Origin of the sequence: Micromonospora luteifusca (genome assembly GCF_016907275.1) — a bacterium.
GTDB classification, from domain to species: Bacteria; Actinomycetota; Actinomycetes; order Mycobacteriales; family Micromonosporaceae; genus Micromonospora; species Micromonospora luteifusca.
Map to the genome: position 1 here is coordinate 2,027,107 of NZ_JAFBBP010000001.1, position 21,908 is coordinate 2,049,014.

The following is a 21,908-nucleotide window of genomic DNA, read 5'->3' on the forward strand; positions in this document are numbered from 1 at the left end:
GCCGCCCGTGGGATCAGGGCAGGTCGTTGGCGTTGCGGATGACGGTCACCAGGTCGTCGATGATGCCGGTGAGGGCGAAGTCCCTCGGGGTGAAGACCCGGGCCACTCCGGCCGCCCGGAGCGTGTCCGCGTCACCGGCCGGGATGATGCCGCCCACGACCACCGGTAGGTCCGCCCGGCCGGCGGCACGCAGCCCGTCGAGCACCGCGGGCACGGCGGCCAGATGCGAACCGGAGAGCACCGACAGCCCGACCAGGTCGACGTCCTCCTCGACGGCGGCGGCGACGATCTGCCCCGCCGTCAGCCGGATGCCCTGGTAGACGACCTCGAATCCGGCGTCGCGGGCGCGTACCGCGATCTGCTCCGCGCCGTTGGAATGCCCGTCCAGGCCGGGTTTGCCGACCAGCAGACGCAGCCGGCCGCTGCCCAGCTCGCGGGCGGTGGCGGCGACCCGTTCGCGGACGGCGGCGAGGCCCGGGTCGCCGCCGCTGCCGGTGGCGCCGGCCAGGCCGGTCGGTGCCCGGTACTCGCCGAAGACCTGGCGCAGCGCGCCGGCCCACTCGCCGGTGGTCACCCGGGCCCGCACGCACGCCAGGGTGGCCGGCATCAGGTTGGTGGTGGTCGCGGCGTCCGCGCGCAGCCGGGCCAGTGCCGCGTCGACCACGGCCGCGTCCCGGTCGGCGCGCCACCGGCGTACGCCGTCCGCGGCGGCGGCCTCGACCGTGGGATCTACCTGTTCGACGGCTTCCGCACCGGCGGCGGTCAGCGGGGAGGGCTCGGTTTCGGTGTACCGGTTGACCCCGACCACCACGTCGGCGCCGGACTCCATCCGACGGCGGCGCTCGGCCAGCGAGCCGACGAGCGCGCTCTTGAGGTACCCGCTCTCCACGGCGGCGACCACACCGCCCAACTCCAGCACCTTGTCCAGCTCGACCCGGGCACCGGTGACGATCTCGTCGACCAGCGCGGTCATCACGTGCGAGCCTGCGAAGAGGTCGGGATATTCGAGCAGATCCGACTCGTACGCCAGGACCTGCTGCATCCGCAGCGACCATTGCTGATCCCAGGGGCGGGGCAGGCCGAGCGCCTCGTTCCAGGCCGGCAGCTGCACCGCGCGGGCCCGGGCATCGCGGGACATCGTCACCCCGAGCATCTCCAGCACGATGCGCTGGATGTTGTTCTCCGGCTGCGCCTCGGTGAGGCCGAGCGAGTTGACCTGTACGCCGTAGCGGAACCGTCGTTGCCGGGCCTCGGTGACCGCGTACCGGTCCCGGGTGATCTCGTCCCAGAGCACGCCGAACGCGCGCATCTTGGCGATCTCCTCGACGAAGCGCACGCCCGCGTTGACGAAGAACGAGATCCGCTGCACCACGTCACCCATCCGCTCGGCCGGCACCTGGCCGGAGTCGCGGACCGCGTCGAGCACCGCGACGGCGGTGGCCAGTGCGAAGCCGACCTCCTGCACAGGGGTGGCACCGGCCTCCTGGAGGTGGTACGAGCAGATGTTGACCGGGTTCCACCGGGGCATCGTCTTCAGCGTGTGGGCGATGACGTCGGCGGTGAGCCGCAGCGACGCGGCCGGCGGAAAGATGTACGTCCCCCGGGACAGGTACTCCTTGATGATGTCGTTCTGGGTGGTCCCGGAGAGCATGTCGACGGTCCAGCCCTGCTCCATGGCGACCGTGCCGTAGAGGGAGAGCAGCCACATCGCCGGGGCGTTGATCGTCATAGAGGTGTTCATCTCGGCGAGCGGGAGGCCGTCGAACAGCGCCCGCATGTCGCCGAGGTGGGCCACCGGCACGCCGACCCGGCCGACCTCACCGGCGGCCAACTCGTGGTCCGGGTCGTACCCGGTCTGGGTGGGCAGGTCGAAGGCGACCGAGAGGCCGGTCTGCCCCTTTGCCAGGTTGCGCCGGAAGAGGGCGTTGGTCGCGGTGGCCGACGAGTGGCCGGCGTAGGTGCGCATCACCCACGGGCGGTCCCGCTCGGGCAGACGCCCCGAAGATGCCGTCTCATCCATGGCTGGAGCTTAAGTTACCGTTCAGTAAAACGGGCTGTGGAAAACCACACAGGTCCATGTCGGGGACGCCCGGGCGCGAAGTGCCCGCAATGTTGCACACCGCCATGCCCCGGGGCACCAGGCGGCCTGGTCGGGGCGCACACTGGACGGCATGGATGACGAGCTGGCCATCTCCGTTCGAGGGCTGCGCAAGGCGTACGGCGACAACGTCGCGGTGGCGGGCGTGGATCTCGACGTCCACCGCGGTGAGGTGTTCGCCCTGCTCGGCCCGAACGGCGCCGGCAAGACCACCACCGTGGAGATCCTGGAGGGTTACCGGCGCCGGGACGCCGGCGAGGTCAGTGTGCTCGGCAGAGACCCGGCCCAGCCGGACAACGACTGGCGCTCCCGGGTCGGCATCGTGCTCCAGGGCACCGGCGAGTTCGACGAGCTGACCGTGGCCGAGGTGATCCGGCACTTCTCCGGCTTCTACCCCAACGCCGACGATCCGGACAAGGTGATCGAGCGGGTCGGGCTGGCCGGCAAGGCGAAGGCCCGGGCGCACACCCTCTCCGGCGGGCAGAAACGCCGCCTGGACGTGGCACTGGGCATCGTCGGTCGCCCCGAACTGCTCTTCCTCGACGAGCCGACCACCGGCTTCGACCCGGAGGCCCGCCGCGAGTTCTGGGAACTGATCCGCGACCTCGCCGCAGCCGGCACCACCATCGTGTTGACCACCCACTACCTGGACGAGGCCGAGGCACTCGCCGACCGGGTCGGTGTGATCGCCGGTGGCCGGCTGGTGGAGGTGGCCGCCCCGAACCGGCTGGGCAATCGGCAGGAGGCGCTCGCGACGGTTTCCTGGCGTACCCCGGACGGGACGCTGGAAAGTGCGCAGAGCGCGACGCCGACGGCCCTGGTGGCCGACCTGGCCGCGCGCTACGGCGGCGAGGTCCCCGGGCTCACCGTGACCCGGCCGACCCTGGAGGACGTCTACCTCACCATGATCGGACACGCACGATGACGACCACGACGAAGCCGGCGACGCCGGTCGCCGCGAGCCGCGGCCGCAGGCCGGCGGCAGGCGCACTCGCCCTGCGCCAGGGCCGGCTGGAGATCACCCAGTTCCTGCGCAGCCGGGAGTCCGTGGTCTTCACGATGGGTTTCCCCATCATCATGATCCTGATCTTCGCGTCGATCTTCGGCGGCACGATCGGTGGCGGGGTCAAGTTCACCCAATACTTCATCACCGGCATGATCGCGACCGGTCTGATGACGGTGAGCTTCCAGAACCTCGGCATCTGGATCCCGATCGAACGGGACCGGGGCGTGCTCAAACGCTACCGAGGCACGCCGATGCCGAAGTGGGTCTGGTTCGCCGGCAAGGTGATCATGGTGGTGGCGATCGGTATCGCCGAGACCGCGCTGCTGCTCGCCGTCGCGGTGGCGCTGTTCGACCTCGACCTGCCGGGTACGGCCGGGAAGTGGCTCACCTTCGGCTGGGTCGCCGTGCTCGGGGTGACCGCGTGCACGCTGTGCGGCATCGCGATCTCGTCATTGGCCCGCACCGCCCGCAGCGGCTCGGCGGTGGTCACCCCGGTCGCTCTGGTGCTCCAGTTCATCTCCGGGGTGTTCTTCGTCTTCACCGACCTGCCCACCTGGATGCAGCAGGTGGCGGCGTTGTTCCCGCTCAAGTGGATGTGCCAGGGGCTGCGGTCGGTGTTCCTGCCCGAGAGCTTCGGCGCTCAGGAGCCGGGCGGCTCGTTCGAGCTGGGCCGGGTCGCGCTGGTGCTGGGCCTGTGGTGCGTGATCGGTGTGGTGCTCTGCCTGACCACCTTCCGGTGGACCACCAAGCGCGACGGCTGAGCGGTCGACCGGGGCGGGCACCCACCCCGGTCGCCGTGACTCAGTACGTGTAGAAGCCCTTGCCGGTCTTGCGGCCCAGGTCGCCAGCGGTGACCATCCGCTGGAGCAGCTCCGGCGGGAAGAACTTCTCGTCGGCCGTGTCGGTGTAGATGTTCTTCGAGGCGTGCAGCAGCACGTCCACGCCGGTCAGGTCGGTGGTGGCCAGCGGCCCCATCGCGTGCCCGAAGCCCAGGCGGCAGGCCGTGTCCAGGTCCTCCGCAGACACCACGCCGGACTCCACCAGCTTGACCGCCTCCATCACCAGGGCGGAGATCAACCGGGTCGTGACGAAGCCGGCGATGTCCCGGTTGACCACCACCACCGTCTTGCCGATCTCCTCGGCGAAGGCCCGCGCGGTGTCCAGCGTGGCGTCGCTGGTCTTGTAACCACGAACCAGCTCGCAGAGCTGCATCATCGGCACCGGGGAGAAGAAGTGGGTGCCGACGACCGCCTCGGGCCGCTCGGTCACTGCGGCGATCTGGGTGACCGGGATGGCCGAGGTGTTGGTGGCGAGCACCGCGTCGGCCTTGCAGATCTTGTCCAGGGCGCGGAACACCTCGTGCTTGATCTCCAGCCGCTCGAAGACCGCCTCGACCACGATGTCCGCGTCCGCCGCCGCCTCCAGATCGGTGGTCGGGGTGATCCGGGCGAGGGTCGCCTCGACCTCCGACGCCTCGATCTTGCCCTTCTCGGCGAACTTCTCCAGTGACTTCCGGATGCCGCCGAGCCCTCGGGTGGTGGCCGCGTCGTCCAGGTCGCGCAGCGTCACCTGCCAGCCCGCCTGCGCCGCCACCTGGGCGATGCCGGAGCCCATCAACCCAGCCCCGACGACCGCGAGTCGACCCGCCATCTGCTTCTCCCTCGCTGCGATTGAGTGCCTCACTGCACCCTAGTCGGCGAGCCTGAACGATGACTAAGCGCTCCACACGAAAGGATGCTGGGCGCTTTCGGTGCACCTGGGAGGGGTGGGCAACCGGTGACAAATTCACGACTCCGCGCAGCGAACAAACTCCCTCGCGGGCGCATCGAACCCTACGACAACAACCCAGCGGAACTAGCCAGGAGTTCATGATGCGTGCCACGTCCTTGGTCGGAACCCTCACCTGCCTTCTGCTCGTCGCCGCGTGTTCGTCACCCGCGCACCAGAGCGGCGACGCCGCGCCGGCCGGCTCACCAGACCCCACGACCAGCGCGGCCACCACCGGGACGCCCACCTCGTCCACGCCGTCCGCGTCATCCACGCCGTCCGCGTCGTCTTCGCCGTCCGCGCGGCCGTCGAGCAAACCCGCCACCGATTCGCTCGTCCTGGGCCCGAACGGCATCGGCTCGCTGAAGCTCGGGATGACCCGTCAGCAGGCCACCGCGACAGGAATGCTGCGGCCGTTCGACACCACGGACCGCTGCGGCCACTCATTCCTGCGCGCCGCCCCGACCGAGGAGGGGCCCGTCACCCTCTCACCAACCCTGGGAATTGCCGCCATCAGCGCGTGGTCCGACATCAGGACGCCCGAAGGTCTGCGCATCGGCATGTCAAGCACCGAGATGCTTCGGATCTACCCGACGTGGAAGGCGGCCGACGGGGACGCGACCAACGGTCGCGGCTCCGCAAAGACCCCCGGCAACGACAAGGCAATCTACCGCATCGTGGCGAGGAACGGCAAGGTCATTGCACTGGACCTGCAGTTCAGGAACCAGGACTGCTACGAGTGAACGGAGCCGACCCGGCCGGCCTGCGGCGCCAGCGAGCTGGACATCCGCAGGCCGGCCAGGATCTCGTCGGTCAGGTCGGCGTCGCCCACCTGCTTGATCTGCAGGTAGACGCCATAGCTGCGCTGCGGCACGGTGAGCACCACCTCGCTGAACGAGACCGAGGCGCCACACGATGTCCACCGCCGTACCCGCGCCGGGTTGCCGCCCACGTCCACCGTCCGGTCGGGCTGCTGGACGCAGGAGTTGTGGCTGGGTAAGGCGGGCGCCGGGCCGCCGGCGAGCAGAGCCTTGCTCGCACCGACGAAAACACCGGATATCCGGCTCGCCGGATCCGGCCAGGCAGCAAGGTCCGGGGCGACCACGAGACCCGGCGCATGGCCAGCGGGAAGTCGCAGCACCGAAGGATCCCAACCGGCGTCCTTCACCTCGCCGGCCCAACTCGACGGCACGGCGATCGACAGAGCACCAGAGGCATCGGCTACGCGTACCCAGCCGGACCGTGCCTGCGGCGGGGAACTGGAACCCGCCGTCGCCAGCAGCGCGATCAGTGCGACCCCGACGCCGACGACCCGTGCCAACCGCCGCACGACCCGGCCACGGCCCGTGTCCCGTTCCATCGACGCGATGACCCGGTGCAGCTCGTCGAGCATGACCGCGGCGGACGCCCAGCGTTGCCGAGGGTCGTGATGCAGCGCACGTCGCACCAAATCGTCCACCGTGGACGGCACGCCGGGCCGCACCTGAGACGGCCTGGGCAACGACCGCCCGCCCCTGCCTGCGCGGCTGACCTGGTCGGGAGGGCTCCCGGTCAGCATGTGGTACAGGGTCGCGCCGATCGCGTACACATCGGCGCGGATGTCCAGGCCTCCGCCGGGGGTGGCCTGCTCGGGCGGCATGTAGCCGGGTGTGCCGGCGGCGATGGTGAAGCCGGACGCGTTCGCGAGCGCCTTGGCCAGGCCGAGGTCGGCGACGAGCACCCGATCCCGATCCGCGGCCGGCTGAAACAACACATTGGACGGCTTGAGGTCACGGTGCAGCACACCGGCCTCGTGCAGCACCGTGACGGCGCTGGCGATATCGGCCGCGACGAGCAGGGCCTCCCGTACCGGCATCGGCCCCGAGACGAGCCGATCCGCGAGGGTGCCACCGGCCGCGTACGGCATCACCAGATACGGCCGCCCGTCAGGCAGCTCACCTACGTCGAGCACACGCACGAGCAGGCTGGAATCCGCCCGCCGCATGATCCGTGCTTCCTGCTCGAAGCGCTCCCGCAGATCGGCGTGGTACGACCAGTTGTCTGCCAGCACCTTGATCGCGACGAACGCATCCAGCGCATCATCGGCGCCGAGCCACACCGTGGCGAACGCTCCGGAACCGATACGCCGCAGAACGCGATATCGGCCGATCTTGTCGGGTACTGACACGCCCGTATTATGGCCCGCAAGACGCTGAGGAACGGGGCCTGAGCATGTCAGACGATCTTGAAATCGAGGAGCTCGCCGGCCGCGCCGCCACGGGCGACGCTGCCGCTCTCGACGCGTTGCTGAGCAGGATCGGCCCGCGGGTTCTGCGCCAGTGTCTGCGCCTACTCCCGTGCAGGCAGGACGCCGAAGAGGCGTGCCAGGATGCCCTTCTGCAGGTCGCCCGCAAGATAGACAGCTTCGCGGGCCGGTCGAAGTTCTCCACCTGGCTGTACGTCGTCACGGCCAACTGCGCCCGGCAGACGTACCGAAGCCTCAAGCGCCGGGCCGACGAGCAAACCACGCCGTTGCTCCCACTCGATGCCCCCGACCCCCGCACCACGAGCGTGATCGCGGGTTCCCGCCTCGACCTGCTGGACGCGCTGGAACGACTGGAGGCTCACCGACCCGAACTGGTCGCCCCACTGGTAATGCGTGACCTGTGCCAGTTGACCTACGACGAGATCGCCGACCACCTCGCCATACCGATCGGCACCCTGAAGTCACGCATCCACGACGCGCGGCGGCACGTACGTGCCTCGTTGCAGGCCGCCTGACCTCCCGGGAGCCGCGAGCTGGCCTCAGATCTCCAGCGACGGCTCCTCCGGCGTGGTGCCACGCTCGACCGCCACCCCGAGTGCGCGCAGATCCGCCACGAAATCCGGGTAACCCCGGTCGACGTGATGCACGTGGGAGACCTCGGTGACCCCCTGAGCGCAGAGCCCGGCGATGATCAGCCCGGCACCGGCACGGATGTCGGTCGCCTGGACCGGGGCGCCGGACAGTCGATCCCGCCCACGGACCACCGCGTGGTGCCCGTCGGTCTTGATGTCCGCGCCGAGCCGCATCATCTCGTTGGCGAACATGAACCGGCCGTCGAAGATGTTCTCGGTGATCAGGGAAGCACCGTCACTGACCGCGGCCAGACCGATCGCCATCGGCAGCAGGTCGGTGGCGAAGCCGGGGTACGGCAACGTCACCACGTCCACCGCCCGCGGCCGGTCGTCCATCCGTACGCGAAAGCCGTCCCCCCGGGTCTCCACCAGGCCGCCGGCCGCCACCACCTTGTCCAGCGCCACCTCCAGGAACGCCGGATCCAACCCCGTCACCGTCACGTCGCCCCGGGTCATCGCCGCGCCGAACGCCCAGGTGCCGGCGACGATCCGGTCCCCCACCGTGGCGTGCCGCACCGGACGCAGACCGGGCACCCCGGTGATCCGCAGCGTGGACGTGCCCGCGCCGGAAATCCGTGCGCCCATCTGGTTGAGCATCGTGCAGATGTCGACGATCTCCGGCTCCCGGGCCGCGTTGTCGATCGTCGTGACACCCCGGGCCAGCACCGCCGCCATCACCAGGTTCTCGGTCGCGCCGACGCTGGGGAAGTCCAACACGATGTCCGCGCCGTGCAGCCCGTGCGGGGCAGAGGCGATGACGAAACCATGCTCACCGGAGATCTCCGCGCCCATCCGGGTCAGCCCGGAGACGTGCATGTCCAACCCACGTGACCCGATGGCGTCACCGCCCGGGTGCGCCACCCGCACGTACCCCCGGCGGGCCAACAGCGGGCCGAGCACACAGATCGAGGCACGCAACCGCCGGACCAGGTCGTAGTCGGCGTCCGCGCCGGGCTGCTCGGGCACGTCGATCGTCACCGAACGGGACCGGGCCACACCACCGCGGGCAACCATCGGGTCGACCGGGTCGTCCGCGTCGAACCGGACGTCGCAGCCCAGCCGGCGCAGCACCTCCCCCATGATCGCGATGTCGGTGATCCGCGGAACGTTCGTGATCACACTGCGGCCCGGTGCGAGCAGCGCCGCGGCCATCAGCTTCAACGCCGAGTTCTTGGCGCCGACCACGTGCACGGTGCCCGCCAGCCGGGCATCACCGTGGACCCGGATGACGTCGACATCGTTGACCGCCGGATCGCCGGCGTCGCCGGGGCCCACCACCACCGGCCAACTTGGGGTGCTGTCCGGGCGCGCCGGGATCGTCAGGTCGGGAATCCGTAGGCTGTGCGTCATGGCCGTCCACCTCACGCGCATCTACACCAAGGCCGGCGATGCCGGCATGACCAGGCTGAGCAACAACGAACAGGTACCGAAGACCGATCCACGAATCGCCGCGTACGCGGATGTCGACGAGTGCAATGCGGCGATCGGCGTCGCGCTCGCCCTGGGCGGGCTCGACGAGGAACTGCGGGGCGTGCTGGGGTCGGTGCAGAACGATCTGTTCGACGTCGGGGCCGACCTGTCCACTCCCGTCGAGCCCGAGCCGAAATACCCGCCGCTTCGGGTGACCGAGGAGTACGTCGAGCGCCTGGAGGGCTGGTGCGACGAGTACAACGCACGCCTGACCAAGCTCGACTCCTTCATCCTCCCCGGCGGCACCGCGGGCGCGGCACTGCTGCACGTGGCAAGGACCACTGCCCGGCGTGCGGAACGAGCGGCGTGGGCGCTGGTCAGCCACGATCCGGAACGAACCAGCCCGCTCCCGGCAAAGTATCTCAACCGGCTCTCCGATCTGCTCTTTATCCTGTCAAGAACGGCAAATCCGGCGGGAGATGTGCTATGGGTGCCGGGCGGCAACCGCTGACCGATCGGTGCTCTCCACCACGTCAAGGTGTGCGTTCCCGATCTGGCCGTAACCACGCGCAACAAGGTGCAGCCTCCTAGCCGGCAGGCGACGTGAGGCCGGCTACGTCCGGCCCCCGTGCGGGTCCGGTCCGGCGGCTCCGGCCCCCGTGCGGCCGGTCCAACCCAGCGCTTCCCCGGCGCGGTGCAACCCGGTCCGACGCGGCGCAACACGGTCCGGACCCGGTGCGACCCGGGCCAACGCGGTGCGCCCGGACCGACGCGGCGCCGCCCGGACCGAGGCGGCGCGACCCGGACCGACGCGGCGCGGTGCGGCGCGACCCGGTCCGGCGCGGTACGGCCGGTCCGGCGTGGTACGGCCGGTCCGGCGTGGCGCAGTGCAGTGCGGTCGGCGCGGTGCGGCCGGTCCGGCCCAGCGCTTCCCGGCGCGGTACGACCCGGTCCAACGCATGATCGACTTCATATCGCCGACATTGCGGTGTCCGGCCGCTCGGATACCGCAATGTCGCGGGAGTCGATCAGACTCGCTTGATGGGCGCGGGCCACACGCTCCACTTGAATGCGCTGGGGCCGCACGGTCCACGAGCCGGGCTGAACAACCCGGCCGGGCCGACCAGCCCCGTGAGCCACTCCAGGTCGGCGATGTTGGGGTATCCAACCCAGCGGAAACCCCAACATCGCCAACCCTGTGTCGATCAAGCCCGCCCACTCACCCGGCGAGGCAAACCAGCCCCACAAAGGCAAAACCGGCCCCACGGAAAGGCAAACCGGCCCGGAGAGGCAAACCGGCCTCGATCGAGGCACCAGCGACTGCGGAGAGGCAGAACCGACCGCAGGGCCACGACCGACCGCTGGAAGGCAGAACCGGCCGCAGAGGCAGAACCGACCGCGGAGAGGCACAACCGACCGCGGAGAGGCACAACCGAACCGCGAAGAGGCACAACCGAACCGCGGAAAGGCACAACCGACCGCGCAGAGGCACAACCCGCCAAACCCCGGTAACGGCAGCTGAGAATCCCCTCCCGCCGGACGGACGCAGAGTGCCCAACGAGGGTTTCCGGGGAGCCCGCCCGGCGCAGGGATCAAGCCTGACCGCCCGGAGCCGGGCGGGCTCCCCGGAAACCCAGACAGCGACCACGGACAGCTAGACAGGGACCACCGACACCTCAGACAGCGAACCAGAGACGACGACAGCTCAGGCGGCCGGCCAGTCCTGGGAGGCCATACGCGGCGAGACCGCCCCCGGAGGGGCGGCCTCGAGCCACGAGAGGAAACCGGTCACGGTCGACCGCGCCATGGCGATCTCCACCGGTGCATGGTGACTGGTACAGCGGAGGATCACCCAGTCGGCGGGCATGGAGAGCCGTTCCTGGCCCTCCGGCAACCGGCGACGTTCGACCGCGAGCCCCTTGCGGGAGAGCACCCGCTTGGGCCGGATTGCGAAGCTGAACATCCGGTACCAGCGCAGTTCGTCACCGGCGAACCGGCCGAAGCCGGGCGACCAGCCACGGCCGTCGAGCATGGTGGTGACTCGGACGCTGAGCCGGATGATGCCACCGCTGCGGGTGACGAGAGCTCGCCGGACGAAGAGGGTGAGGAGCGCGCCGAGGATGACGACGACGCCGATTCCGACTCCTTCGACGATCTCCATCCCCGGTGTGGCTCAGCGACTCTGCGCGGTGACCGGGGTCGCGCTCTCGGCCAGCACGATGACGCCGTCTGCGCTCACCGAGAGGAAGCCGCCGGCGACCTCGTAGGAGATCTGCTCTCCGCCGGCGAGCTTGATGCGGACCTGGCCGGGCTCTGCGAGCTGGCCGAGTAGCGGCGCGTGCCCCGGCAGGACACCAAGCTCGCCTTCGGTCGTCCGCGCGACGACCATTTCGGCGTCACCGGACCAGACCTTCTCCTCGACGGCGACGAGCTCGACGTGAAGCTGCTGTGCCACGCTGTCTCCTTGCTGCGGCGATGGATTGCCGAAAGTCTAGCCTGACGCGCACGCGCTCCCAACGCGGGTGGGGAGAACCGCGTCACGACTACTTCGTCTTGTTCACAAATTCCGGATGCTCGAGCAGGAACGCGTCGAGCTGCTCGTTGTGCAGGGCGGCGAAGAAGTCCGGGACCCCCACCTGGAACTGCTCTCCCAGGTATTTCTTGCCGTCGAAGACGCCACCACCGGGGAGCTTGATCATCTGGATGGTGTTCGGGCGGATGTCCTTCAGGGCGAGCCCGAAGTCGACCACGCTGCTGCCCCGACCGTTGAAGATCAGTGACTGCCCGGCGGCGCGGAGCACCTTGTCCAGCTTGAGCGGGTTGGCCACCACGTCGGCGCTGAACGCCTGGCCGACCATAGCCTTGACGAACTGCTGCTGGTGGCGCTGCCGGCCGTAGTCGGAGTCCGGAACACCGTTCTTCGGGTACCGCTGCCGGACGTAGTCCAGTGCCTGCCACCCGCTGAGGTGTTGGTTGCCCTTCTTGTAGATCGCCTGCGGGCCGACGTAGCCCTCACCGTAGGTCTTGCCGGGACGGGGCGTGCCGTCCGGCTGCTTGTGCTCCGACTTCACCTCCCGCTCGACGTACATGTCGACGCCACCCATAGCGTCGACGATCTTCTGGAAGCCGGTGAAGTTGATGATCGCGCCAGCGTCGAACCGCTTGATGCCGGTCACATTCTGCACGGTGGTCGCGAGCAACTCGAACCCGCGCGCCGCATCGGGGTTCTTGCCCGGCACCTGACTGCCTACAGACATGGCGGCGTTGATCTTCGCCTTCTCGCCGCTGAAGTTGGCCTTCCTGAACTCCGGGATGTCGACGTAGAGGTCGCGGGGCACCGAGAAGAGGTAGGCCCGGTCCATCGAGGCCGGTACGTGCAGCACCATGATCGAGTCGGCCAGCGGCGCCGCGGTCGGCGTACGCGGGTCGATGCCGACCAGCAGGATGTTGAGTGGGCCCTTGATGTCGCTCTTCTTCGGCTGGGCGCCCGCCGCCTGGTCGCCGAACAGGTCAGCCTTGCCGACCGCACCCTCGTAGCGGGCCATGAGTACCTCGGTGCCGACCAGCACCGCTCCGCTGAGCACGGTCAGCACGGTGCCGAACACCGTGCAGATCCTCGCCCAGCGCGGCACGCCCCGCCAGATGGAGGACTTGCGGCCACGCTTGCCGGCCTTACCCACGAGCAGCTCCGTTCGTTACGCCCACAGGGAGGAAGACGGGCGCACGTCGTCGAAAGGTTGCAAAGATCAACGCTCGTTCAGGTGAGCGCGCGAAACGACCGTATCTCGGGTGGCTCGGCACTGACGACCACGAGTAACGGACCGCGACGATGATAGGACGCGAAGATGAACAAAAGACTGCCCCGGCATTGCCGGGGCAGTCTCTTTGTTTCGGATCGAGTCAGTCCGTCAGGCCTTCATCAGCTCCTCGGCCTTGGCCTCCAGGTCCTCGAGACCGCCGCACATGAAGAACGCCTGCTCGGGGAAGTGATCGTACTCACCCTCGCTGATCTTGCGGAACGCCTCGATGGTCTCCTTGATCGGGACCGTCGAGCCCGCCACGCCGGTGAACTGCTCCGCCGCGTAGGTGTTCTGCGAGAGGAAGCGCTCGATCCGCCGGGCCCGGGCCACGGTGATCTTGTCTTCCTCGGAGAGCTCCTCGATACCAAGGATGGCGATGATGTCCTGCAGGTCCTTGTAGCGCTGCAGGATCCGCTTCACCTCGGTGGCGACCTGGAAGTGCTCCTGGCCGACGAACTCCGGGGCGAGGATCCGGGACGAGGACGCCAGCGGGTCCACGGCCGGGTAGATGCCCTTGTCGGAGATCGACCGCTCCAGGTTGGTGGTCGCGTCCAGGTGGGCGAACGTGGTGGCCGGGGCGGGGTCGGTGTAGTCGTCCGCCGGCACGTAGATCGCCTGCATCGACGTGATGGCCTGGCCCCGGACGGAGGTGATCCGCTCCTGGAGCTCGCCCATCTCGTCGGCCAGGGTCGGCTGGTAACCCACGGCGCTCGGCATACGGCCGAGCAGGGTGGACACCTCCGAACCGGCCTGCGTGAAGCGGAAGATGTTGTCGATGAAGAGCAGCACCTCCTGCTTCTTCACGTCCCGGAAGTACTCCGCCATGGTCAGCGCGGAGAGCGCCACCCGCAGCCGGGTGCCCGGTGGCTCGTCCATCTGGCCGTAGACCAGCGCGGTCTTGTCGATGACGCCGGACTCGGTCATCTCGGCGATGAGGTCGTTGCCCTCACGGGTGCGCTCACCCACGCCGGCGAACACCGAGGTACCACCGAAGTTACGGGCCACCCGGGTGATCATCTCCTGGATGAGCACCGTCTTGCCCACGCCCGCGCCGCCGAACAGGCCGATCTTGCCGCCCTTGACGTACGGGGCGAGCAGGTCGATGACCTTGATGCCGGTCTCCAGCATCTCGGTCTTCGGCTCCAGGTCCGCGAAGGCCGGGGCCTTGCGGTGGATGCCCCAGTGGTCGTCCGGGGTCAGGGTCTCGCCCTCTTTGAGGTTGAGCACCTCGCCGATCGCGTTGAACACGTGGCCCTTGACCGCGTCGCCCACCGGCACGGTGATCGGCTCGCCGCGGTCACGCACCTCCGCGCCGCGAACCAGGCCGTCCGTCGGCTGCATCGAGATGGCGCGGATCAGGTTGTCACCCAGGTGCTGGGCGACCTCCAGGGTCAGCGTCTTCTCACCGCCGGACAGGTTCACGTTGACGTTGAGCGCGTTGAACAGGGCCGGCATGGCGTCGCGCGGGAACTCGGCGTCGACGACCGGGCCGATGACCCGGACCACGCGACCCGTGGCCGTCTTGGTCTCTACTGGTGCAGTCATCACACTTCACTTCCCGACGCGGCCAGCGCGTTGGCGCCGCCGACGATCTCGCTGATCTCCTGGGTGATCCCGGCCTGCCGGGCCGAGTTCATCTCACGCGTGTACTTCTCGATCATCTCTTCGGCGTTGTCGGTGGCGCTCTTCATCGCCCGCCGACGTGCCGCCGACTCACTCGCCGCCGACTCGATCAACGCCGCGTAGATCCGCGTGTTGATGTACCTCGGCAGGAGCGCGTCGAGCAGCGCCTCCGCCTCCGGCTCGAACTCGTACGCCGGCAGCAGCCCCTCGGAGCGCGGCCGGTCCTCTACCTGCATCGGACCGATCACCTTGGTGACCGGGTTCTGCGTCATCAGCGAGTGGAACTCGGTGTAGACGATGTGCAACTCGTCGACGCCGAGCACCCCGTCGGCTCCGGCGCCGCCGTCCGCGTCGTCCGCACCGGCCGTGAACGCCTTGATCAGCGTCTCACCGACGGCACGGGCGTCCTCGAACGACGGCTGCTCGCTGAAGCCGGTCCAGTTCGCCTCGATCGGCCGATTGCGGAACCGGTAGAACCCGACGCCCTTACGCCCGATCACGTAGAGCACCGGCTCCTTGCCGTCCGCGTTGAGCCGCGCGATCAGCGACTCCGCCATCTTGATCGCGCTGGAGCTGTAGCCGCCGGCCAGACCACGGTCACTGGTCACCAACAGGACGCCCGCCCGCCGCACCCGCTCGCGCGGGGTGAGCAGCGGGTGGTCGATCCGCGCGTTGGACGCCAGCGCCGTGAGCACACCGGTGATGGCCTGGGCGTACGGCAGGGACGCCTGCACCCGGGCCTGAGCCTTGGCGATCCGGCTCGTCGCCACGAGCTCCATCGCCTTGGTGATCTTCTTCATCGACTTCGCCGAGCGGATCCGTTGACGAAGAACGCGTACCTGGGCGGCCATGGGATCAGCTCTCGGCCGGGCGGTCGGTCGCGCTGTCGCGGAAGCGGGTCACCGTCTCGCGGTTCTCGTCACCCTCCAGCGGCTCGGCCGGGGCGTCGTTGACCTGACGCTCGTCGGCCTTGCCGAGGAAGACCTGCTTGAACTCGGCGATCGCGGCGTCCAGGGAGCCGACGATGTCGTCGCCCCACTGGTTGTCGGCGATCCCGGCCAGCACGCCCTGGTGCTTGTGCCGCAGGTACTGGAGGAACTCCGCCTCGAAGCGACGAACGTCGCCCACCGGGATGTCGTCCAGCTTGCCCTCGACACCGGCCCAGACCGACACGACTTCCTGCTCTACCGGGAACGGCGAGTAGTTCGGCTGCTTGAGCAGCTCGACCAGGCGCACACCGCGGTCGAGCTGGGCCCGGGAGGCCCGGTCCAGGTCGGAGGCGAAGGCGGCGAACGCCTCCAGCTCGCGGTACTGCGCGAGGTTGAGCCGCAGCGAACCGGCGACCTTCCGCATCGGCTTCACCTGCGCGGCGCCACCGACCCGGGAGACCGAGGTGCCGACGTTGATCGCCGGACGGACGCCCTGGTTGAACAGGTCCGTCTCCAGGAAGATCTGGCCGTCGGTGATCGAGATGACGTTGGTCGGGATGAAGGCCGAGATGTCGTTGGCCTTCGTCTCGATGATCGGCAGACCGGTCATCGAGCCGCCACCCAGCTCGTCGGAGAGCTTCGCGCAACGCTCCAGCAGGCGGGAGTGCAGGTAGAAGACGTCACCCGGGTACGCCTCACGGCCCGGCGGGCGACGCAGCAGCAGCGACACGGCGCGGTACGCCTCGGCCTGCTTGCTCAGGTCGTCGAAGACGATCAGGACGTGCTTGCCGCCGTACATCCAGTGCTGCCCGATGGACGAGCCGGTGTACGGGGCCAGGTACTTGAAGCCGGCCGGGTCGGACGCCGGGGAGGCCACGATGGTCGTGTACTCCATCGCGCCGGCCTCTTCCAGCTGCCCCTTGATCGAGGCGATCGTGGAGGCCTTCTGGCCGATGGCGACGTAGATGCAGCGAACCTGCTTCTTCGGGTCGCCGGTGCGCCAGTTGTCCCGCTGGTTGAGGATCGCGTCCAGGGCGACAGTGGTCTTACCGGTCTTGCGGTCGCCGATGATCAGCTGCCGCTGGCCCCGACCGATCGGGGTCATCGCGTCGATGGCCTTGATGCCGGTCTGCAGCGGCTCGAACACCGACTGGCGGGACATCACGTTCGGAGCCTGCAGCTCCAGCTCGCGGAAGCCCTCGTTGGCGATGTCACCGAGCCCGTCGATCGGCTGGCCGAGCGCGTCGACCACGCGGCCGAGGAAGGCATCGCCGACCGGAACGGAGAGAACCCGCTCGGTGCGCTTGACGCGCTGCCCCTCCTCCAGCTTGGCGGAGTCACCGAGAACGACGACACCGATCTCCCGGACGTCGAGGTTCAACGCCACGCCGAGCGTGCCGTCCTCGAACTCCAGGAGCTCGTTGGTCATGGTCGAGGGCAGGCCCTCGACGTGGGCGATACCGTCACCGGTGTCGGCGACGGTGCCGACCTCCTCGCGGGAGACGTCGGACGAGTAGGAAGAGACGTAGCGCTCCAGGGCGCCGCGGATCTCCTCCGTCGAGATGGTCAGCTCGGCCATCCTCTGCTTCCTTAAAATTCAGGGGCCCGGGATACCTAGTACCGACCGGTCCGAATGGCGTCTGTCAATCCGGGCGCTGTGCGGCAGGGCCGCCCCGAGACTGGGCGGCGGAGCCGCTCAGCCGCTGGGCGGCGAAGCCGTTCAGCGCTTCGCGAGCGCGTTGCGGGTCTCGTTGAGGCGGCGCAGGATGGTGCCGTCGTACAGGTCGGAACCGACCCGCACGCTCACGCCACCCAGGACGTGGGGGTCCACCGTCTGCTTGACGGAGACCTCTCGACCGTATATCGCAGCGAGGCTCGCACCCAGCCGGCGCTCCTCCTCGTCACTCAACGGGGCCGCCACGGTGACGTACGCCACCTGACGGTCCCGCCGTTCGGCGGCGAGTTCCACGAGCCGGGTGAGCGATCCGCTGAAGGAACGCCCCCCGAAGCCGGACAGCGCCACCTCGATGAGGCGAACGGTGGCCAGGCGGGTCTTGCCGGCCAGCAGCTGGCCGACCAGGACCCCGCGCTGGTCCACCGGTGCCGCGGGGTTGGACAGCACCGCCGAAAGCTCGGGCTCGTTGGCGACGACCTGCCCGAAGCGGAACAGCTCGTCCTCGACCTCGCCCAGGTCACCGGCGGCCTCGGTGCTGGCCAGCACCGCTTCCACGCCGAGTCGCTCGACGGCGTCGAGCAACTCCGACGGCGCCGACCAACGGCCGGACACCAGCGCGGCGAGCAGCTCGAGCGCACCCTCGCCAACCTTGCCGCGCAGCATCCCGCCGAGCAGGTCGGCGCGGTCCGCGCCGGATCGGGCCGGGTCCGAGAGCGCTCGGCGCAGCCGCGGCTCCCGTCGCAGCAGCCCGCCGACGGCGAGCAGGTCGTTCGCGGTGTGTGCCACCGCGACCGCGTCATTGCCGCGGACGTACGCGTCGAGGTGCTCGGCCCCGACCTTGTACGACTCCCGGCTGGCGGCCTGCATCAGCGGGCCCCCGTGCTCTCGAGACCACTCAGGAACCGGTCGACGGTGCCCTTGCGTCGTGCCTCGTCGGCCAGCGACTCGCCAACGATCTTGCTGGCGAGGTCCACCGCGATCGTGCCGACCTCGGCGCGCAGCTCGCGCACGATGGTGGCCCGCTCGGCGGCGAGTGCGTCCTTGCCGGCCTGGATGACCCGGTCGGACTCTTCCCGTGCCTTGGCGAGGATGTCCTGTCGGATTCCCTCGGCGTCGGCCCGCGCGTCGTCACGGATCTTGGCGGCGTCGGTCCGGGCCTCAGCGAGCTGGGCACGGTACTGCTCGAGCAGCTGGTTCGCCTCGGCCTGGGCGGCCTCGGCGCGCTTGATGCCGCCCTCGATCGCGTCGACCCGAGCCTGGAACGTCTGCTCCATGCGCGGGAAGACGAACTTCATCAGCACGAAGCAGAGCACGATGAAGGCGACCGAACCAACCACGACCTCCTGCCAGAGCGGGATGATCGGGTTGTGCGCCTCACCACCCTCAGCGGCAAGGATGAACATGGTGACCTCCCGGTCGACGAGCGGGATCAGGAAAGCGTGCCCTGCCAGATGAAGCCGAAGGCGATGCCCAGCAGCGCCAGCGCCTCGATGACGGCGAAGCCGATCCAGACGTACGGCAGGGTCATCCGCGACGACTCCGGCTGACGGGCGGTCGACTGGATGTAGGCGGCGAAGACCAGGCCAACGCCGATGCCCGGGCCGATGGCCGCGAGGCCGTAGCCGATGGCGGCGGTGCTGCCAACGACACCTTCTGCGGCGGCGAGAACGCTAGCGTCCATTGGTGTGGTTCCTCCTGGGTATCACGCGTGTCTCTCACGCGGGACGACAACGGATGGTGCGGTGGATCAGTGCTCTTCGGCGAGCGCGCCCTGCACGTAACTGGCGGTGAGGACGGTGAAGACGTAGGCCTGCAGGACGATCACCAGGAACTCCAGGAAGGTGAGCGCGATGGTCATCACCCAGGAGAGCACCGAGACCGGCGCCAGCCAGGCAGTGGAGCTCAGCATCGCGAAGCCGCCGAGCGTGAAGACCAGCAGGAGCATGTGCCCCGCGAACATGTTCGCGAAGAGACGGACGGCCAGCGAGAACGGCCGGACGATGAAGGTCGAGAAGAGCTCGATCGGGATCAGCAGCGGCAGGATGAACCAGGGTGCCGGCGGAACCAGAGAGTTCTTGAAGTATTTGACGAAGCCGTGCTTCTTGATGCCGATGTAGTTGAACAGCACGTAGCTGATGATCGCGAGGAACGCCGGGAAGGCGATGTGCGAGTTCGGCGAGATCTGGAAGAACGGGATGATCGCGAACAGGTTCGTCAGCAGCACGAAGCAGAACAGCGTCGTGAAGTACGGAGCGAACCGCACCCCCGCGTGACCGATCATGTCGACCGCGATGTTGTTCCGCACGAAGCCGTAGATCGACTCGGCGAGCCACTGCTTCTTGGTCGGCACCAACTGCGGCTTCCGGTAGGTCGCCAGGAAGAAAATGATCAGGACGCCGACCGCGATCCAGACCATTGCCGTGATCTTGGTGAACCAGTACGAGTCGTGCGCACCCCAGGGCAGGATGCTGGGCAGGTAGAAGTCCTCCACACTGGGTGGGAATGCCGCCTGGCCCGCTGCCAGAACGTTCGCCTGTCCGAACACCGCGTCCCTTCCTAAGTAGGCGTGCCGAGTCGGCGGATGACCAGGATGATTCCCCCGGCCATACCGAGCACGACGCCGATCCCGGTGGCGACGCCGCCGGTGTCGAGCCACTGGTCAACAAGCCAGCCGATGAAACCCCACACGAGCATCCCTCCGATGAGGTAGCTGAGCGCGGTCCAGCCCTGACCGGCGCCGGACGGATAATCGTCCGGTTCACCGGCGGGACGGGGGGTTTGGTCACCAGCCATGACGGGGCGAACGATATCAGCCGGGAAGACGAGGCTGTGCCTCACCCCCCGCACAACCGTCGTTGTGTGGGCATCTCGTGGGCGCCGTCGTCTGTGGGCACGCTACTCCCCTTCCGCCCGTCGGAAAATGACCGGAGGCCGACACATTGCCGCGCGTCCGATAGTTGGGACGACCGGCCGATCGGCAGGTCAGCTGCGCGACCGACGAGCGTGCACCGTGGTCAGCCACCAGATGTGCACCGCAGTCCACACTGCCACCCCGGCGACGATGCCGAGGCAGAGCGGGATCAACCCGGGCCAGCCGGTCGACGCCACCGCCACCATCACCACCCCCAGCAGGGTGAACTTCAGCGTGTACAGACCCAGGCCCAGCGGCAGCAGCAGCTGGGGGTTGATCTGGTCGGCCCAGGCCAGCACCACCGTGGTCAGGGTGTAGCTGAGCACCGTGACGCCCACGCCGGCCGCCGCGCCGAACGCGGCCGTCGCGCCGCCGGTCGCCGCACCCACCACCGCGGCGACCGCGGCCAGCGCCACCGACGCCGCCAGCAACACCGGCAGGTGTCGCAACCGCCAACGCCGGTCGGCGCCGGGCTCGACCACCCCGGGCTCAGCCACGGGGGTACGCCGGAAACGCCGCGACCAGCTCAGCCACCTCGGCACCGATCCGGGTCAGCTCGTCGGCGCCGCCCGGTGCCCCGGGATCGGTGCGCACCGCGCGGGCGATCAGGGTGGCCACCTGCCGCAGCTCCCCCTCCCGCATGCCCTGGGTGGTGACGCTCGGGGTGCCCACCCGCAGACCGGAGGCCACCATCGGCGGCTGTGGGTCGTACGGGATGGCGTTCTTGTTCAGGGTGATCGACGCGGCGTCGCAGCGTCGTTCCGCCTCGGCACCGGTCACCCCCACCTCCCGCAGGTCGATCAGGGCAAGGTGGGTGTCGGTGCCACCGGACACTGGGCGCATCCCCTCGTCGGCCAGCCCGGCGGCGAGCGCCTGGGCGTTGCTGACCACCTGCCTGGCGTACGTCTGGAACTCGGGCTGGGCGGCCTCGCGCAGCGCGACCGCCTTGGCCGCGACCGCGTGCATGAGCGGGCCGCCCTGAGTGAACGGGAAGACCGCCTTGTCGATCCGCTGGGCCAACGACTCGCGGCAGAGGATCATGCCGCCGCGTGGGCCGCGCAGCACCTTGTGGGTGGTGGCGCAGACGACGTCGGCGTATGGCACCGGGGACGGGATCGCCCGGCCGGCGACCAGGCCGATGAAGTGCGCCGCGTCCACCATCAGGTACGCCCCGACCTCGTCGGCGATCTCCCGGAACCGGGCGAAGTCGATCAGACGGGGGTACGCGGTGGCGCCACAAATGATCAACTTGGGGCGGTGCGCCCGAGCCAGATCCCGTACCTCGTCGTAGTCGATCAGCTCGTTGTCCGGGCGGACCGGGTAGCCGACCGGGTGGAACCACTTGCCGGAGAAGTTCACCCGGCTGCCGTGGGTGAGGTGCCCACCGTGCGGCAGGTCCATCGCCAGCACCGTGTCCCCCGGCTGCACCAGCGCCGCGTACGCGGCCAGGTTGGCGCTCGCCCCGGAGTGTGGCTGAAGGTTGGCGTGCTCGGCCCCGAAGAGCTCCTTGGCCCGGGCGATGCCGATCTCCTCGGCCCGGTCCACCTCGGCACAGCCGCCGTAGTAACGCCGGCCCGGGTAGCCCTCGGCGTACTTGTTGGTCAGCGTCGAACCGAGCGCGGCCAGCACCGCGGGCGAGGTCAGGTTTTCGCTGGCGATGAGCTGCAGGCCGCCTCGCAACCGGTCCAGCTCGCCGAGGACCACCCCGGCGATTTCCGGGTCGGTGGCCCTGAGCTGCGCGAAATCCGGCCCCCAGAAGGTGCTCGTCTCGGTCTCCACAGCGAACGAGTCTAGGGGGCCGCAGACTGGGAC

General features: G+C 69.1%; 22 protein-coding genes. 5 read left to right on the top strand and 17 right to left on the bottom strand.

Annotated elements, in window-relative coordinates:
* Positions 1-13: 13 nt before the first annotated feature.
* Positions 14-2,020, bottom strand: coding sequence for an ethylmalonyl-CoA mutase (locus JOD64_RS08765; RefSeq protein WP_204941780.1), 2,007 nt, complete (start codon positions 2,018-2,020; stop codon positions 14-16).
* Between the two features lie 151 nt (positions 2,021-2,171).
* Between JOD64_RS08765 and JOD64_RS08770 the strand changes: the two genes are divergently transcribed.
* Positions 2,172-3,023 carry an ABC transporter ATP-binding protein gene (locus JOD64_RS08770; protein WP_204941781.1) on the top strand — a complete coding sequence of 284 codons (852 nt, stop codon included), beginning with the start codon at positions 2,172-2,174 and terminating at the stop codon, positions 3,021-3,023.
* Positions 3,020-3,865, top strand: a complete 846-nt coding sequence (locus tag JOD64_RS08775; protein ID WP_204941782.1) for an ABC transporter permease — start codon at positions 3,020-3,022, stop codon at positions 3,863-3,865. The genes JOD64_RS08770 and JOD64_RS08775 overlap by 4 nt, the downstream gene beginning before the upstream one ends.
* Before the next feature lie 40 nt (positions 3,866-3,905).
* On the opposite strand, the gene JOD64_RS08780 is transcribed toward JOD64_RS08775, so the two are convergent.
* On the bottom strand, positions 3,906-4,754 hold the full coding sequence (locus JOD64_RS08780; RefSeq protein ID WP_204941783.1) for a 3-hydroxyacyl-CoA dehydrogenase family protein: 849 nt from the start codon (positions 4,752-4,754) through the stop codon (positions 3,906-3,908).
* A gap of 218 nt (positions 4,755-4,972) precedes the next feature.
* Between JOD64_RS08780 and JOD64_RS08785 the strand changes: the two genes are divergently transcribed.
* Positions 4,973-5,614 (top strand): hypothetical protein, encoded by a 642-nt coding sequence (locus JOD64_RS08785; RefSeq protein ID WP_204941784.1) that lies wholly within the window; start codon positions 4,973-4,975, stop codon positions 5,612-5,614.
* On the opposite strand, the gene JOD64_RS08790 is transcribed toward JOD64_RS08785, so the two are convergent.
* Complete coding sequence (locus JOD64_RS08790; RefSeq protein WP_204941785.1) at positions 5,605-7,038, bottom strand: serine/threonine-protein kinase; 1,434 nt, start codon at positions 7,036-7,038, stop codon at positions 5,605-5,607. The genes JOD64_RS08785 and JOD64_RS08790 overlap by 10 nt on opposite strands.
* Positions 7,039-7,082: 44 nt before the next feature.
* Between JOD64_RS08790 and JOD64_RS08795 the strand changes: the two genes are divergently transcribed.
* A complete protein-coding gene (locus JOD64_RS08795; RefSeq protein ID WP_204941786.1) occupies positions 7,083-7,631 on the top strand; it encodes an RNA polymerase sigma factor in 549 nt (182 codons plus the stop codon).
* Between the two features lie 24 nt (positions 7,632-7,655).
* Here the strand turns inward: JOD64_RS08795 and murA are convergent, their stop codons facing one another.
* Positions 7,656-9,098 carry a UDP-N-acetylglucosamine 1-carboxyvinyltransferase gene (gene murA, locus JOD64_RS08800; protein WP_204941787.1) on the bottom strand — a complete coding sequence of 481 codons (1,443 nt, stop codon included), beginning with the start codon at positions 9,096-9,098 and terminating at the stop codon, positions 7,656-7,658.
* Between murA and JOD64_RS08805 the strand changes: the two genes are divergently transcribed.
* The gene (locus tag JOD64_RS08805) at positions 9,097-9,669 is read left to right on the top strand and encodes a cob(I)yrinic acid a,c-diamide adenosyltransferase (RefSeq protein WP_204941788.1); all 573 of its coding nucleotides are present in this window, start codon (positions 9,097-9,099) and stop codon (positions 9,667-9,669) included. The two genes, murA and JOD64_RS08805, sit on opposite strands and share 2 nt — an antisense overlap.
* Positions 9,670-10,863: 1,194 nt before the next feature.
* Here the strand turns inward: JOD64_RS08805 and JOD64_RS08810 are convergent.
* The 13 genes from JOD64_RS08810 to glyA form a co-directional block, all read right to left on the bottom strand.
* On the bottom strand, positions 10,864-11,319 hold the full coding sequence (locus JOD64_RS08810; RefSeq protein WP_204941789.1) for a DUF2550 domain-containing protein: 456 nt from the start codon (positions 11,317-11,319) through the stop codon (positions 10,864-10,866).
* Positions 11,320-11,331: 12 nt separating this feature from the next.
* Positions 11,332-11,613 carry a F0F1 ATP synthase subunit epsilon gene (locus tag JOD64_RS08815; protein WP_204941790.1) on the bottom strand — a complete coding sequence of 94 codons (282 nt, stop codon included), beginning with the start codon at positions 11,611-11,613 and terminating at the stop codon, positions 11,332-11,334.
* An 88-nt stretch (positions 11,614-11,701) separates the two neighbouring features.
* Positions 11,702-12,844 (bottom strand): LCP family protein, encoded by a 1,143-nt coding sequence (locus JOD64_RS08820; protein ID WP_204945978.1) that lies wholly within the window; start codon positions 12,842-12,844, stop codon positions 11,702-11,704.
* Positions 12,845-13,066: 222 nt separating this feature from the next.
* Positions 13,067-14,503: a F0F1 ATP synthase subunit beta gene (gene atpD, locus JOD64_RS08825; protein WP_204941791.1), complete on the bottom strand. Its 1,437-nt coding sequence runs from the start codon at positions 14,501-14,503 to the stop codon at positions 13,067-13,069.
* Entirely contained in the window at positions 14,503-15,432 is a 930-nt protein-coding gene (locus JOD64_RS08830; protein WP_204941792.1) for a F0F1 ATP synthase subunit gamma, read from the bottom strand. The genes atpD and JOD64_RS08830 overlap by 1 nt, the downstream gene beginning before the upstream one ends.
* Before the next feature lie 4 nt (positions 15,433-15,436).
* Positions 15,437-17,089 carry a F0F1 ATP synthase subunit alpha gene (atpA, locus tag JOD64_RS08835; RefSeq protein WP_204941793.1) on the bottom strand — a complete coding sequence of 551 codons (1,653 nt, stop codon included), beginning with the start codon at positions 17,087-17,089 and terminating at the stop codon, positions 15,437-15,439.
* A gap of 141 nt (positions 17,090-17,230) precedes the next feature.
* A complete protein-coding gene (locus JOD64_RS08840) occupies positions 17,231-18,052 on the bottom strand; it encodes a F0F1 ATP synthase subunit delta (RefSeq protein WP_204941794.1) in 822 nt (273 codons plus the stop codon).
* Positions 18,052-18,588, bottom strand: a complete 537-nt coding sequence (locus JOD64_RS08845; protein WP_204941795.1) for a F0F1 ATP synthase subunit B — start codon at positions 18,586-18,588, stop codon at positions 18,052-18,054. Before JOD64_RS08845 ends, JOD64_RS08840 begins: the two co-directional genes overlap by 1 nt.
* A gap of 26 nt (positions 18,589-18,614) precedes the next feature.
* Positions 18,615-18,866: an ATP synthase subunit C-like protein gene (locus JOD64_RS08850; RefSeq protein ID WP_204941796.1), complete on the bottom strand. Its 252-nt coding sequence runs from the start codon at positions 18,864-18,866 to the stop codon at positions 18,615-18,617.
* A 66-nt stretch (positions 18,867-18,932) separates the two neighbouring features.
* Entirely contained in the window at positions 18,933-19,730 is a 798-nt protein-coding gene (atpB, locus tag JOD64_RS08855; RefSeq protein ID WP_204941797.1) for a F0F1 ATP synthase subunit A, read from the bottom strand.
* Between the two features lie 11 nt (positions 19,731-19,741).
* Positions 19,742-19,978, bottom strand: a complete 237-nt coding sequence (locus tag JOD64_RS08860; protein ID WP_196929737.1) for an AtpZ/AtpI family protein — start codon at positions 19,976-19,978, stop codon at positions 19,742-19,744.
* A gap of 189 nt (positions 19,979-20,167) precedes the next feature.
* Positions 20,168-20,593, bottom strand: a complete 426-nt coding sequence (locus JOD64_RS08865) for a hypothetical protein (RefSeq protein WP_204941798.1) — start codon at positions 20,591-20,593, stop codon at positions 20,168-20,170.
* Positions 20,586-21,875: a serine hydroxymethyltransferase gene (gene glyA / locus JOD64_RS08870; RefSeq protein ID WP_204941799.1), complete on the bottom strand. Its 1,290-nt coding sequence runs from the start codon at positions 21,873-21,875 to the stop codon at positions 20,586-20,588. The genes JOD64_RS08865 and glyA overlap by 8 nt, the downstream gene beginning before the upstream one ends.
* Positions 21,876-21,908: the final 33 nt, after the last annotated feature.